At 72.6% G+C, this 14012-nt stretch carries 9 protein-coding genes; 7 read left to right on the top strand and 2 right to left on the bottom strand.

Going from position 1 to position 14012, the window contains the following annotated elements:
• Positions 1–11: 11 nt before the first annotated feature.
• The gene (locus ACR807_RS00955) at positions 12–530 is read right to left on the bottom strand and encodes a DUF4333 domain-containing protein (protein WP_438919224.1); all 519 of its coding nucleotides are present in this window, start codon (positions 528–530) and stop codon (positions 12–14) included.
• A 50-nt stretch (positions 531–580) separates the two neighbouring features.
• Positions 581–1102, bottom strand: coding sequence for a hypothetical protein (locus ACR807_RS00950; RefSeq protein WP_438919223.1), 522 nt, complete (start codon positions 1100–1102; stop codon positions 581–583).
• A gap of 305 nt (positions 1103–1407) precedes the next feature.
• Between ACR807_RS00950 and ACR807_RS00945 the strand changes: the two genes are divergently transcribed.
• From ACR807_RS00945 to ACR807_RS00915, 7 genes are all read left to right on the top strand, one after another.
• Complete coding sequence (locus ACR807_RS00945) at positions 1408–2928, top strand: alkaline phosphatase D family protein (protein WP_438919222.1); 1521 nt, start codon at positions 1408–1410, stop codon at positions 2926–2928.
• Between the two features lie 154 nt (positions 2929–3082).
• On the top strand, positions 3083–8605 hold the full coding sequence (pulA, locus tag ACR807_RS00940) for a pullulanase-type alpha-1,6-glucosidase (protein ID WP_438919221.1): 5523 nt from the start codon (positions 3083–3085) through the stop codon (positions 8603–8605).
• A gap of 134 nt (positions 8606–8739) precedes the next feature.
• Positions 8740–9150: a nucleoside-diphosphate kinase gene (gene ndk / locus ACR807_RS00935; protein WP_438919220.1), complete on the top strand. Its 411-nt coding sequence runs from the start codon at positions 8740–8742 to the stop codon at positions 9148–9150.
• Between the two features lie 152 nt (positions 9151–9302).
• On the top strand, positions 9303–10220 hold the full coding sequence (locus ACR807_RS00930) for an ABC transporter ATP-binding protein (protein ID WP_438919219.1): 918 nt from the start codon (positions 9303–9305) through the stop codon (positions 10218–10220).
• Entirely contained in the window at positions 10220–11008 is a 789-nt protein-coding gene (locus ACR807_RS00925; RefSeq protein ID WP_438919218.1) for an ABC transporter permease, read from the top strand. The genes ACR807_RS00930 and ACR807_RS00925 overlap by 1 nt, the downstream gene beginning before the upstream one ends.
• On the top strand, positions 11005–11832 hold the full coding sequence (locus tag ACR807_RS00920; protein ID WP_438919217.1) for an ABC transporter permease: 828 nt from the start codon (positions 11005–11007) through the stop codon (positions 11830–11832). Before ACR807_RS00925 ends, ACR807_RS00920 begins: the two co-directional genes overlap by 4 nt.
• 70 nt (positions 11833–11902) lie before the next feature.
• Entirely contained in the window at positions 11903–13867 is a 1965-nt protein-coding gene (locus tag ACR807_RS00915) for a TIGR03960 family B12-binding radical SAM protein (RefSeq protein ID WP_438919216.1), read from the top strand.
• The last annotated feature ends 145 nt before the right edge of the window (positions 13868–14012 follow it).

The following is a 14012-nucleotide window of genomic DNA, read 5'->3' as shown; positions in this document are numbered from 1 at the left end:
CGTACTCGCCGTCATCGGGCAGGACCCTGACGGGTCACCTGCCTCACCCGCCCGCCGACCTCCACCTCGCAACGGAACGACGTGCCAGGGACCACCGGCTGGTCCTCGGGACACTCGGCCGCTCCCACGTCCGAGATCCGGTAATCCTCGCGCAGGAGCCGGGACACCCCGCCTTCGACGGACTCCGTGTCGAACACCCGCTGGGTCCGCTGCGGGGGCGACGCGGTGACGGTGGAGACGACGGTGGTGGAGACGACGGTGACCGTCGCGCGGACGGGTCGGGCCGCACCCGATGTCGTCGTGGTGCACGCGGCACCGGCGAACGCGAGCGCGGTGACCGAGGCGAGCACAACGGCGGGGACGCGCACGCCCGGGAGATCGATCACCCCCGTCGGGTCGTTACCGTCGTAGCTTGTCGTTACCGCCGCGGCTCGTTCACCGCTCACCTCCACCCGTTCCCGCCGCGGCCTCCGTTTCCTTCCGGCAACACGAATAACGCGGTTCGGGTTGCCACAGGTTCCTCTCGTCACGCGTAAGTGGTATCCGGAGTGCGACCGCCCGAAGAAAGACTGAGGTGTGATCAGCCCAGGGTCAACGTCACATCACCCTTGCGGGCCGCCTCGGCGTCGAACGACACCTTCCCGCGGTGGCTCACCTCGACCTGGTAGATCTTCTCCCCGATCGGGACGTCGGGTACGGCGAAGGTGAAGCCGCACACCCCGCTCGAGTACTCCGCGTTGGCCAGCCTGCCCAGGCCGACCGCCTTGCCGGACGCGTCGTACACCGTCACCTGCGTGCCCTCGGCGATGTCGTCGTAGCCCCGGTACCCCTCGCACTCGCCCCTGGTGGCGGCACCCGTGGCCCCGTCCAGCAGCGCCATGGCGCCCGTCAGTTCGAACGTCTCCGGCGCGCTCGCCCCGTCCTGGTCGCCCTTCCCGCCGAACAGCAGCACCGCGCCGACCGCGAGCAGGACGACGAGGACGACGCTGCCGACGATCAACGAGAGCGTGCGGCGGTACGAGGCCACCTCCACCTGCTGCGGCTGTTCGGGTTCCGGGACCGCGGGTGACGTGTTGTCGGGAATCGCGGAAATGTTGTTCATGGTGTTTCTCCGAACGGGAGCAGGTCGGGTACGTCTCCTGATCGGATCGCGGTCGATGCGCGTTACGCGGTCGAACCACCGCGATCGACGTGTTCGGTGTCCGTCCGAGGTGATCCAATCAGGTGGCGAAGCGATTCCGGTATCGGTGCCAGGCCCCGTTTTTCACCGGAACGAGTGACGTCTCGGATAAATGGCCGCCAGCGGGGCGTGCCCAAGCGGGCGCGGCGGACAGAATGGGGCGGCTCGCCCGCGCGCGGTGGGCGGGAGTTCACCGGCCGTTCGGGTCGGCGGACTAGAACCGGCGCATGACTGGTGGAGGGCTGGACCGGCGGACGCTGCTGCGCGCCGGGGCGATCGGTGCGGTCGGGGCGCTCGTGCCCGGCGGGGCGGCGTTGGCGCGGAGCGGTCGGCCGGTGCTGACGCACGGCGTGCAGTCGGGTGACGTGGCGTTCGACGGCGCGGTGGTGTGGACGCGGGCCGACCGGGCGTCGCGGATGCTGGTGGAGGTGTCGTCGGACCTGCTGTTCCGCCGCGTCCGGCGGGTGCGCGGCCCGCTGCTGACGCCGGAGACCGGCGGCACGGGGCGGGTGCGGCTGCGCGGCCTGCCCGCCGGGCGGCGGGTGCACTACCGCGTGGTGGCGGAGGACCTGGACGGCCGCACGCGCAGCGAACCGCGCACCGGCAGCTTCCGCACCGCGCCGCTGGGGCGCGAGGACGTGCGGTTCACGTGGTCGGGCGACGTGGCCGGTCAGGGCTGGGGCAGCAACCCGGACCTGGGCGGCATGCCGATCTTCGGCGCGATGGCGGCGCGCCGCCCGGACTTCTTCCTGCACAGCGGCGACACGGTCTACGCGGACGGTCCGCTGCGGGAGTCGGTGGTGCTGCCCGACGGCCGGGTGTGGCGCAACGTCGTGACGCCGGAGAAGCTGAAGGTCGCCGAGACCCTCGACGAGTACCGGGGGCAGTTCGCCTACAACCTGCTCGACCCGCGGTACTCGGAGTTCGTCGCGCACACGCCGCTGGTGGTGCAGTGGGACGACCACGAGGTCACCAACAACTGGTACCCGGGCGAGGTGCTCGACCTGCCGCAGTACACCGAGAAGCGGGTGGACGTGCTGGCGGCGCGGGCGTTCCGGGCGTTCCACGAGTGGCAGCCGATCGACCCGGCGCGCGCCGTGGACGGGCGGGTGTACCGCAGGTTCTCCTACGGGCCGCACGTCGAGGTGTTCGTGCTGGACATGCGGTCGTACAAGGACGCGAACACGGCGCCGCGCGACGGGGTGGGGCACGTGCTGGGCGAGCGGCAGGCCCGGTGGCTGGTCGATTCGCTGGACCGCAGCCGCGCCACGTGGAAGGTCGTGGCGGCGGACCTGCCGATCGGGTTGACCGTGCCGGACGGCGCGGACGTCGAGGGCGTGGCGAACGGGTTGCCGGGCGCGCCGGGCGGCCGTGAGCACGAGCTGGCGTGGGTGCTGCGGGAGCTGAAGCGGCGGCGGGTGCGCAACGCGGTGTGGTTGACGGCGGACGTGCACTACACGGCCGCGCACCACTACTCGCCGCAGCGGGCGTCGTTCACGGACTTCGACCCGTTCTGGGAGTTCGTGTCGGGGCCGCTGCACGCGGGCGCGTTCGGGCCGAACGCGCTGGACCCGACGTTCGGCCCGGAGGCGGTGTTCGTGAACGCGCCGCCGGTCGCGAACACCACGCCGCTGGACGGCTTCCAGCACTTCGGCGAGGTGGAGGTGAGCCGGGACGGGGAGCTGACCGTGCACCTGCGCGACCTGCGGGGCGCGTCGCTGTGGACGAAGACCCTGCGCCCGGCCTGAGCCCAGCAGGAGCCTGTCCACGAACACGCGCAAGCTTCTGCAAGCAGTTGCAGCCGTCTGGCCCTTGTTCGACCAAGATTGTCGTGGTTTTGTGCAACCCGCCCCGCCGTCCGTGCCGGGGCGGGTTGCAAGAACTTGCGACAAGGAGGTCGCGATGCGTCGGGCCGTCGCCGCGCTCATCGCCCTGGCCGTTGTGCCGTTCGCACCACCACCCGCGGTCGCCGCGCCGTCCACCGGGCGGCTCGCCGTCGGCTCGGTCGTCGACGTCGCGCCCGGCGCCCGCCCGGGGGACCGGTCGCTGGCCCGGGACGCCCTGCGCGAGGACCTGGCGGGGGAGCGGTTCTACTTCGTGATGCCCGACCGGTTCGCCAACGGCGACCCGCGCAACGACCGGGGCGGCGGCAGCGGGACCGACCGGCTCGTCACCGGCTTCGACCCCGCCGACAAGGGCTTCTACCACGGCGGCGACCTCAAGGGCCTGCGCGACAGGATCGACTACCTGGACGACATGGGGATCACCGCGATCTGGATGACCCCGATGTTCCGCAACCGGTGGGTGCAGGGCTCCGGCGTCGACGTCTCGGCCGGCTACCACGGCTACTGGACCACCGACTTCACGCGGCTCGACCCGCACTTCGGCACGACCAACGACATGCGGCGGCTCATCCAGGACGCCCACCGGCGCGGCATCAAGGTGTTCTTCGACATCGTCGCGAACCACACCGCCGACCTCATCGGGCACGCCGAGGGCGAGTACGACTACGTCAGCACGGGCGCCGAGCCGTACCTGGACGAGCGGGGCAACCCGGTCGACATCGCCGCCATCGCGGGCCGGGAGGACTTCCCGAGGCTCACCGGGCCCTACACGCCGGTGGTGCGGGGCGAGAAGACCCCGGCGTGGCTGAACGACCCGCAGCTGTACCACAACCGGGGCGACTCGACGTTCAGCGGCGAGTCCGCCGAGTACGGCGACTTCCACGGCCTCGACGACCTGATGACCGAGCACCCGACGGTCGTCAAGGGCATGAAGCGGATCTTCACCAGCTGGATCGACACGCTCGGCATCGACGGCTACCGCGTCGACACCGTCAAGCACGTCAACATGGAGTTCTGGCAGGCCCTCGCGCCGCACGTGAAGCGGTACGCGGAGGTGCGCGGCAAGCGGGACTTCTTCGTCTTCGGCGAGGTCTTCGACGCCGACCCCGCGTTCACCTCGCGCTACACCACCGAGGGGCGGATGCAGGCGACGCTGGACTTCCCGTTCCAGAGCGGCGCGGCGACGTTCCTGTCCGGTGGTGGCGCGGCGCGGCTCGCCGAGGTGCTGGTCGACGACGACCGCTACACCGACGCCGACTCGAACGCCTCCTCGCTGCCCACGTTCCTGGGCAACCACGACATGGGCCGCATCGCGTGGATGATCGGCGAGAAGCGGCCCGGCGCGTCCGAGGCGGAGCTGCTGGACCGGCTGGAGCTGGGCAACGCCCTGATGTACCTGTGGCGCGGCAACCCGGTCGTCTACTACGGCGACGAGCAGGGCTTCGCGGGCGCGGGCGGCGACAAGGACGCCCGGCAGGACATGTTCGCCTCGTCGACCCCCGACTACGCCGCCGAGCAGCTCATCGGCAGCGACCGGACCGGCGCGGTGGACAACTTCCGCACCGACCACCCGCTCTACCGGCAGCTCAAGGCGTTGGCGCGGTTCGTCGACTCGGACCCGGTGTGGCGCGACGGCAACCAGGCGCTGCGCCTCGCGCAGGGCGACGTGCTGGCGTTCAGCCGCACGGCCCGCGACCGGCAGGTCGAGCACCTCGTGGTCGCCAACGCGGGCACCGCGCCCGCCACCGTCGAGGTCCCCGCGTCCGGCTCCGGCTACCGGCCGGTGTGGCCGTCGGCCGGGTCGCAGGTGAACGCGCGGAACGGCAAGGTCGCCGTGACGGTGCCCGCGCTGTCCGCCCTCGTGCTCAAGGGCACGGGCACGCTGCGCGCCGCCGTCCCCACGCCCACGCTGGTCGTGCCGCCGGCCGGCACCGTGCTGGACGACCGGGTCGAGCTGCGCGCCGACGGCGTGACCTCGCCGTACGCGCAGGCCACGTTCGCCGCGCGGGTCGCGGGCGAGCGCGACTGGCAGGTGCTGGGCACCGACGACGCCGCGCCGTACCGGGTGTTCGCCGACCTGGCGTCCCTGCCGGGCGCGGCGGTCGGGAAGGACGTCGAGGTCAGGGTCGTCGCGAAGGACGCGCGGGGCTCGCTCGGCGCGGACGGCGCGCGGGTCGGCCTGGTCGCCGCGCCGCCGGTGGAGCCGCCGGGCGCGGCGTCCTCGGACTGGCTGGTCGTGCACTACAACCGCCCCGCGGGCGACTACGCGGGCTGGGGCCTGCACGTGTGGGGCGACGTGGAGAGCGCCCCGACGTGGGACGCGCCGCTGCCGTTCGCGGGGGAGACCCCGTACGGCCGGTTCGCGTGGGTGAAGCTGAAGCCGGGCGCCCGCTCGGTCGGGCTGATCGCGCACAAGGGCGACGAGAAGGACACCGACGGCGACCGGTTCGTCGACCCGGGCGCGACGCCGCAGGTGTGGCTCGCGCAGGGGCGGTCCGAGGTGCACGCCACCGAGGTCGCCGCCACCGGCCGCGCCGTCATCACCCACACCGGTGACGCGACGGGCCTGGTCGCGCGGGTCGGCGCGACGGACCACCCGTTCACCGGGGGAGTGGCGACGGTCCCGACCACGTCCCCGGTCGAGTTCTCCGTGGTGCGCGGCGGTGCCGTCGAGGCCACCGGCCGCACCGCCGGTCACGCGTGGGTCGCCGGCGGGAAGGTGCACGCGAGCCTCGCCGCGGCCGAGAACCGGGCCGTCATCCACTACCACCGGCCCGACGGCGACTACGCCGACTGGACGCTCTACCACTGGACGGGGTCGCTCGAACCGAGCCCCGGCTGGAACCAGTCGCGCGTGCCGGACGGCGCGGACGGCTTCGGCGCGTACTGGTCGGTCCCGCTGGAACCCGGCGCGCCGGGCCTGAGCAACATCATCCACAAGGGTGACGCGAAGGACCCGGGTCCCGACCAGTTCCTCGACGTCGCGGGCACCGGGCACGAGGTCTGGTACGCGTCCGGCTCGACCAAGGCCGACGGCTCGATCTCCTACGTGCTGCCGCCCTCGGGCGGTGAGGCCGTGGACGACGACCTCACCAGGGCCAAGGCGATCTGGGTGACGAAGGACCTGGTCGTGTGGGACGTGCCGGTCGTCGCCTCCGACGGCTACCGGGTCGAGTACGACGGCAAGGTGCTGCGCCTCGACCCGTCGACCGAGGCCGTCCCGGGGAAGTTCCCGCACCTGGGTGGCAAACCGGTGTTCCGCGTCCGCGACACCGACCGGGTGGACGAGGCGCTGCGCGGGAAGCTGTCCGCCGTGCACGTCGACTCCGGCGGCAACCTGCGCCACCGCACCGGCGTGCAGGTCGCGGGCGTGCTCGACGACCGGTACGCCGCCGCCGCGACCGCGCTGACCTACGGGCCGACGTTCGACGGGTCCACCGTCACGACCCGCCTGTGGGCGCCCACCGCGTCCTCGGTGAGGCTCAAGCTCTACGACCGGCCCTCCGGCGACCCCGTGCGGACCGTGGACCTGGTGCGCGACGACGCCTCGGGCTCGTGGTCGGCGTCCGGGGAGTGGGAGGACCGGTACTACCTGTACGAGGTGACGGTCGCCGGGCGCACGGTCAGCGTGACCGACCCGTACTCGGTGGCCCTCGCGGTGGACTCGACGCACTCGCAGTTCGCCGACCTGGGCGACGCCCGGACGATGCCCGACGGCTGGGCGTCGGAGGTGGCGCGCGGCCTGGGCGAGGACCCCACCGAGCACGGCGTCACCGAGCTGCACGTGCGCGACTTCTCCATCGGCGACGAGTCCGTGCCCGCCGCGGACCGGGGCACGTACAAGGCGTTCACGCACCGCTCGTCCACCGGCATGACCCACCTGCGGCAGCTCGCCGGGGCCGGGCTGGACACCGTGCACCTGCTGCCCACGTTCGACATCGCCACCATCCCCGAGAAGCGCGCCGACCAGCGGCGACCCGACTGCGACCTGGGCGCGCCGCCCCCGGCGTCCGAGGAGCAGCAGACCTGCACGACCGCCGCGGCGGCGCGGGACGGCTTCAACTGGGGCTACGACCCGTTCCACTACGACGTCCCCGAGGGCTCCTACGCCACCGACGACGCGCAGGACGGGTGGGCGCGCTCCAGGCAGTACCGCGAGATGGTGAAGTCGTTGCACGCCAACGGCAACCGCGTGGTGGTGGACGTGGTCTACAACCACACCGCCGCCGCCGGCGACGCCCCGACGTCGGTGCTCGACAAGGTGGTGCCGGGTTACTACCAACGGCTGAACCTCGACGGCACCGTCGCCGACTCCACGTGCTGCGCCAACACCGCCACCGAGAACGCCATGATGGGCAAGCTCGTCGTGGACTCCGCGGTGCGCTGGGCGAAGCTCTACAAGGTCGACGGCTTCCGGTTCGACCTGATGGGCCACCACCCCAAGGCCAACGTCCTCGCCGTGCGGGCCGCCCTGGACGCCCTCACCGTCGAGCGCGACGGCGTCGACGGCCGGAACCTCCGGATCTACGGCGAGGGCTGGGACTTCGGCGAGGTCGCCGGCGACGCCCGGTTCGAGCAGGCCACCCAGGCGAACATGGCGGGCACCGGCATCGGCACGTTCAGCGACCGGCTGCGCGACGCCGTGCGCGGCGGCGGGCCGTTCGACGAGGACCCGCGCGTGCAGGGCCTCGGCTCGGGCCTCGCGGGCGACCTCAACGACTCCCCGGCCAACGGCGACGTCGCCGCGCGCCTGGTCAACTACACCGACCTGGTGAAGCTGGGCATGGCGGGCAACGCCGCGTCCTACCGGTTCGAGTCGACCTCCGGCGGCGTGGTCAGCGGCCGGGACGTCACCTACAACGGCTCGCCCGCCGGGTACGCGGGCGGACCGGCGGACGTGATCACGTACGTCGACGCGCACGACAACGAGACGCTGCACGACGCGCAGGCGTTCAAGCTGCCCGCCGGCACGTCGCCGGCGGACCGGGTGCGGATGCAGAAGGTGGCGCTGGCGCCCGTGCTGCTCGGGCAGGGCCAGCCGTTCCTGCACGCCGGGGCGGAGTTCCTCCGCTCGAAGTCGCTGGACCGCAACAGCTACGACTCGGGCGACTGGTTCAACCGCTACGACCCGTCGTTGCGCGACAACGGCTTCGGCCGCGGCCTCCCGCCGGCCGCCGACAACCGGGACAAGTGGCCGTACGCCGCGCCGCTGCTCGCCGACCCCGCGCTCAAGCCGTCGCCGGCGGACATGCGCACGGCCGTGGACAACACCCTGGAACTGCTGCGCATCCGCAAGTCGTCCCCGCTGTTCAGCCTGAACGACGCGGCGCTCGTGCAGCGGAAGCTGTCGTTCCCGGCCGCCGAGCCCGGCCTGGTCGTCGCGCACCTGGACGACACGGCCGGCCCGGACGCCGACCCGGCGCTGGACGGCGTGCTGGTCGTCGTCAACCCGTACCCGGTGGCGAAGTCCGCCGCCGTCGCGGGCGACTGGCGCGACCACCCGCTGTCGTCCGACCGGGCCACCGTCGCCGACGGCGCGGTCACCGTCCCGGCCCGCTCGGTGGTGGTCCTGACCCGGTGACGACCCGAGCGGCACCGCCCGCCCCCGCCCCTCCCCGAACGGGAGTTCACGGCGGTCACGGTGGGCGGTGCCGCGCCCACCGTTACCCTGGACCCCAGTCGCACCACCACCCGTACGAAGGAGTACCGACCGCCGTGAGCGAGCGCACCCTGGTCCTGGTCAAGCCCGACGGCGTCAGCCGCGGCCTGGTCGGCGAGGTCATCTCCCGCATCGAGCGCAAGGGCCTGAAGCTGGCCGCCCTCGAACTGCGCACCGTGGACCGCGCGACCGCCGAGCAGCACTACGCCGAGCACGACGGCAAGCCGTTCTTCGGCGACCTGGTCGAGTTCATCACCGGCGGCCCGCTGGTCGCGCTGGTGGTGGAGGGCACCCGCGCCATCCCCGCGTTCCGCCAGCTGGCCGGCGGCACCGACCCGGTCGAGAAGGCCACCCCCGGCACGATCCGCGGCGACTTCGGCCTGGAGGTCCAGTTCAACCTGGTCCACGGCTCGGACTCGCCGGAGTCGGCCGAGCGCGAGATCAAGCTCTGGTTCCCGAACCTCTGAGCCGACGCACCCGAACGGCCCGGCACCCTCGTGGCGCCGGGCCGTTCGCGCGTCCGGGGAACGGGTGTCGGGCGGGCGGGGTGTCGGGCGGGGTGTCGGGCGGGCGGAAAACCACCCCTGGGTTGTCGGGCCCCGCCGCTACCGTGATCCACGTGACGCCCCTCGTCGAAGCCAAGGCACTCACCAAGCGGTTCGGCGCGTTCGAGGCCGTGCGCGGCATCGACGTGGAGGTCAGACCGGGGGAGGCGTTCGGGTTCCTCGGCCCCAACGGCGCGGGCAAGTCCTCCACCATGCGGATGATCGCGTGCGTGTCCCCGCGCTCCGGCGGCGACCTCACCGTCCTCGGCATGGACCCCGGGACCGAGGGGCCGCGCATCCGGGCCCGGCTCGGCGTCGTCCCCCAGCAGGACAACCTGGACACCGAGCTGACCGTCCGGCAGAACCTGGAGGTCTACGGCCGCTACTTCGGGCTCAGCCGGGCCGCGGTGCGCGCCAAGGCGGTGGAGCTGATGGAGTTCGCCCAGCTCACCGACCGCGCCGAGGCCGAGGTGGAGCCGCTGTCGGGCGGCATGAAGCGGCGGCTCACCATCGCCCGCTCCCTGGTCAACGACCCGGAGCTGCTGCTGCTCGACGAACCCACCACCGGCCTGGACCCGCAGGCCCGCCACCTGCTGTGGGACCGGCTGTTCCGGCTCAAGCAGTCCGGCGTCACGCTCATCATCACCACCCATTACATGGACGAGGCCGAGCAGCTGTGCGACCGGCTGGTGGTGATGGACGGCGGCCTGGTCGCCGCCGAGGGCTCGCCGGCCGAGCTGATCCGCCGCTACTCCACCCGCGAGGTGCTGGAGCTGCGCTTCCCGCCCGGCGAGCAGAGCACGGACGGCGTGCGCGACCTGGGGCAACGGGTCGAGGTGCTGCCGGACCGGGTGCTGGTCTACGCCGACGACGGCGAGGCGGCGCTGGCCGCGGTCCACGCGCGGGGCGTGCGGCCGGTGTCGACCCTGGTGCGCCGCGCGGGCCTGGAGGACGTGTTCCTCCGGCTCACCGGCCGGACGCTGGTCGACTGATGGCGGCGCACGCGGTCGGCCCGCTGCGGGCCGCGCTCCTCACCGTCGAGGGCCACTGGGCGTGGTACCGCCGCAACTGGCGCGCCACGGTGATCACGAACTTCCTCCAGCCGGTGCTGTTCCTGCTGGCCATGGGCGTCGGCTTCGGCTCGCAGGTGCAGGCCGGACCGGCCACCGGCGGCCACGCCTACGTCGTGTACCTGGCGCCCGCGCTGCTGGTGCTCACCGCCACCCAGAACGCCATGTTCGAGTCCACCTGGGCGGTGTTCTCGGCGTTCAAGTGGCAGCAGACCTACCTCGGCATCGTCTCCACCCCCATCAGCCCCGCCCAGGTCCTGCACGGCCGGCTGCTGTGGAACGCGCTGCGCCTGTTCGCGAGCACCCTGGTGTTCCTGCTCGTCGCCGCCGCGCTCGGCGCCGTGACCGGGCCGGGCGCGCTGTGGGCGGTGCCGGCGTCGGTGCTCGCGGGCATGGCGTTCAGCGCGCCCGTCGTCGCGTTCACCGCGACCCGGAAGAAACCGGACGCGTTCAACGGCCTCTACCGGTTCGTGCTGATGCCGATGACCCTGTTCACCGGCGCGTTCTTCCCCCTCGACCAGCTGCCCGCCTGGCTGCACCCGCTCGCGTGGGCCACGCCGGTGTGGCACGGCATCGAACTGGCGCGCGGCGCCGCGTTCGGCACGCTCGGCGTCCTGCCCGCCCTCGGCCACGTCGCCTACCTGGCCGCCCTGGTGGTCGTCGGCGCGGTGCTGGGCCGCCGCTACTTCGACCGGAGGCTCGCGCCGTGACCGCCACCACCACCGGCCGCGCACCCGGCGGCCTGCTGTTCCGGGTGGTCCCGCCGGGCCTGTACGCGGGCCGCCCGCACGTCCTCGTCGAGCGCTCCTACCTGGTCAACCGGCGCGCCTGGCTGTCCGTCGTGTCGGGGTTCTTCGAGCCGCTGTTCTTCCTGCTCTCCCTCGGCTTCGGCTTCGGGCAGCTCGTCGCCGCCGTGCAGGGGCCGGGCGGGCCGATCGCCTACCCGGCGTTCGTGGCGCCCGCCCTGCTCGCGGCGTCGGCGATGAACGGCGCGGTGTTCGACGCCACGTTCAACCTGTTCTTCAAGTTCAAGTACGCCAAGGTCTACGACGCCGTGCTGGCCACCCCGATGGGGCCGGTCGACATCGCGGTCGGCGAGGCCGCGTGGTGCCTGATCCGCGGCGGCCTGTACTCGGGCGGGTTCCTCGCCGTGATGCTCGGCTTCGGGCTGATCGACTCGTGGTGGGCGCTGCTGGCGCTGCCGGTGTGCCTGCTGGTGGCGGTCGCGTTCGCCGCGGTCGGCATGGCGGCGGCCACGTTCATGCGCTCCTGGCAGGACTTCGACCTGGTGCAGCTGGCCGTGCTGCCGCTGTTCCTGTTCTCGGCCACGTTCTACCCGCTGTCGGTGTACCCGGGCTGGTTGCAGGCGGTCGTGCGGTGCACGCCGCTGTACCACGCGATCGAGCTGACCAGGGGCCTGACCACCGGTTACGTGGGCTGGGACGCCCTCGGGCACGCCGCCTACTTCGTGGTGATGGCGGTGGTCGGGGTGGTCGTCGCCGCCCGGCGGCTCGGCCGGCTGCTGCTCACCTGACCCGCCCCCGACCGGGGCGTCCCCCGACCGCTGTTCCGGGCACCGCCGGCGCTGCCGTTACCCTGGGGCGGTGAGCGTCGAGTCGGTATTCCCCGCCCTGGAGCCCCTCCTGCCCCGGGTGTCCAAGCCGGTCCAGTACGTCGGCGGGGAGCTCAACGCGACCCTCAAGGACTGGGACGCCGCCGCCGTGCGGTGGGCCCTGATGTACCCGGACGCCTACGAGGTCGGGCTGCCCAACCAGGGCGTCATGATCCTGTACGAGGTCCTCAACGAGCAGCCGGACGTGCTGGCCGAGCGCACCTACGCGGTGTGGCCCGACCTGGAGGCGCTCATGCGCGAGCACGGCGTGCCGCAGTTCACCGTCGACGGGCACCGCCCGGTCGGCGCGTTCGACCTGTTCGGCGTCAGCTTCGCCACCGAGCTGGGCTACACGAACCTGCTCAACGCGCTCGACCTGGCCGGCATCCCGCTGCACGCCGCCGACCGCACCGAGGACCACCCGATCGTGGTGGCCGGCGGGCACGCGGCGTTCAACCCGGAGCCGATCTCCGCGTTCGTCGACGCGGCGGTCCTCGGCGACGGCGAGGAAGCCGTCCTGGAGATCACCGACATCGTCCGGCGCTGGAAGGCCGAGGGGCGCCCCGGTGGGCGCGACGAGGTGCTGACCAGGCTCGCCGAGACCGGCGGCGTGTACGTGCCGCGGTTCTACGACGTCGAGTACCTGCCCGACGGCCGCATCCAGCGCGTCGTGCCCAACCGCGAGCGCGTGCCGTACCGGGTGTTCAAGCGCACCACGATGGACCTCGACGCGTGGCCGTACCCGAAGCAGCCGCTGGTGCCGCTCGCGGAGAGCGTCCACGAGCGGATGAGCGTGGAGATCTTCCGCGGCTGCACGCGCGGCTGCCGGTTCTGCCAGGCGGGCATGATCACCCGCCCGGTGCGCGAGCGGTCCATCGAGGGCATCGGCGCCATGGTGCAGCGCGGCCTGGAGGCCACCGGCTTCGAGGAGGTCGGCCTGCTGTCGCTGTCCAGCGCCGACCACTCCGAGATCGCCGAGGTCACCAAGGGCCTCGCGGACCGCTACGAGGGCACCAACACCAGCCTGTCGCTGCCGTCGACGCGGGTGGACGCGTTCAACATCGACCTGGCCAACGAGCTGTCCCGCAACGGCCGCCGCTCGGGCCTCACGTTCGCGCCCGAGGGCGGCAGCGAGCGCATCCGCCGCGTCATCAACAAGATGGTGTCGGAGGAGGACCTGATCCGCACGGTCAGCGCGGCGTTCGGCGCGGGCTGGCGGCAGGTGAAGCTGTACTTCATGTGCGGCCTGCCCACCGAGACCGACGACGACGTGCTCCAGATCGCGGAGATGGCCAAGAACGTCATCCGCGCGGGCCGCGAGGTGTCGGGCCGCAAGGACATCCGCTGCACCATCTCCATCGGCGGGTTCGTGCCCAAGCCGCACACCCCGTTCCAGTGGGCCGCGCAGTGCGACCCGGCGACCGTGGACGACCGGCTGCGCAAGCTGCGCGACGCGGTCAACTCCGACCGGGCGCTGGGCCGCAACATCGGCATGCGCTACCACGACGGCAAGCCGTCCCTGATCGAAGGGCTGCTGTCGCGCGGCGACCGGCGCCTCGGCCACGTCATCGAGCGGGTGTGGCGCGAGGGCGGTCGCTTCGACGGCTGGTCCGAGCACTTCTCCTATGACCGCTGGGTGAGCGCCGCCGCGGCCGAGCTGGAGCCGCTGGGCGTGGACCTGGCCTGGTTCACCACCCGTGAGCGCGAGGAGCTGGAGGTCCTGCCCTGGGACCACCTCGACTCGGGGCTCGACAAGGAGTGGCTCTGGGCCGACTGGCAGGACGCGCTGGACGAGCGGGAGCAGGACGACTGCCGCTGGACGCCGTGCTTCGACTGCGGCGTGTGCCCCGCGATGGGGACGGACATCGAGGTCGGGCCGACCGGGCGCACGCTGCTGCCGATCTCGCCGGTCGGCAAGGGGTCGCCGGTGCGCAACCCGGCGCTGACCCGGCCCTGACGTCCGCCGGAAGACCTCGTGAATGGTGCCGTGACCACGGCGCGCACCGGTTCGGAGAAGGTTCAACCACGCCTAGGTGATCTGGATCACAGGCATTTCCGAAACGTGTTGTAGTAAGTTCGCGGCACGCTCTTTTCCCCCCGCC

Source organism: Saccharothrix sabaoui (assembly GCF_051756985.1).
In the GTDB taxonomy this organism is placed as follows: domain Bacteria; phylum Actinomycetota; class Actinomycetes; order Mycobacteriales; family Pseudonocardiaceae; genus Actinosynnema.
Note: the sequence above shows the minus strand (reverse complement) of the source record. Positions and strands in the feature narration are given on the sequence as shown.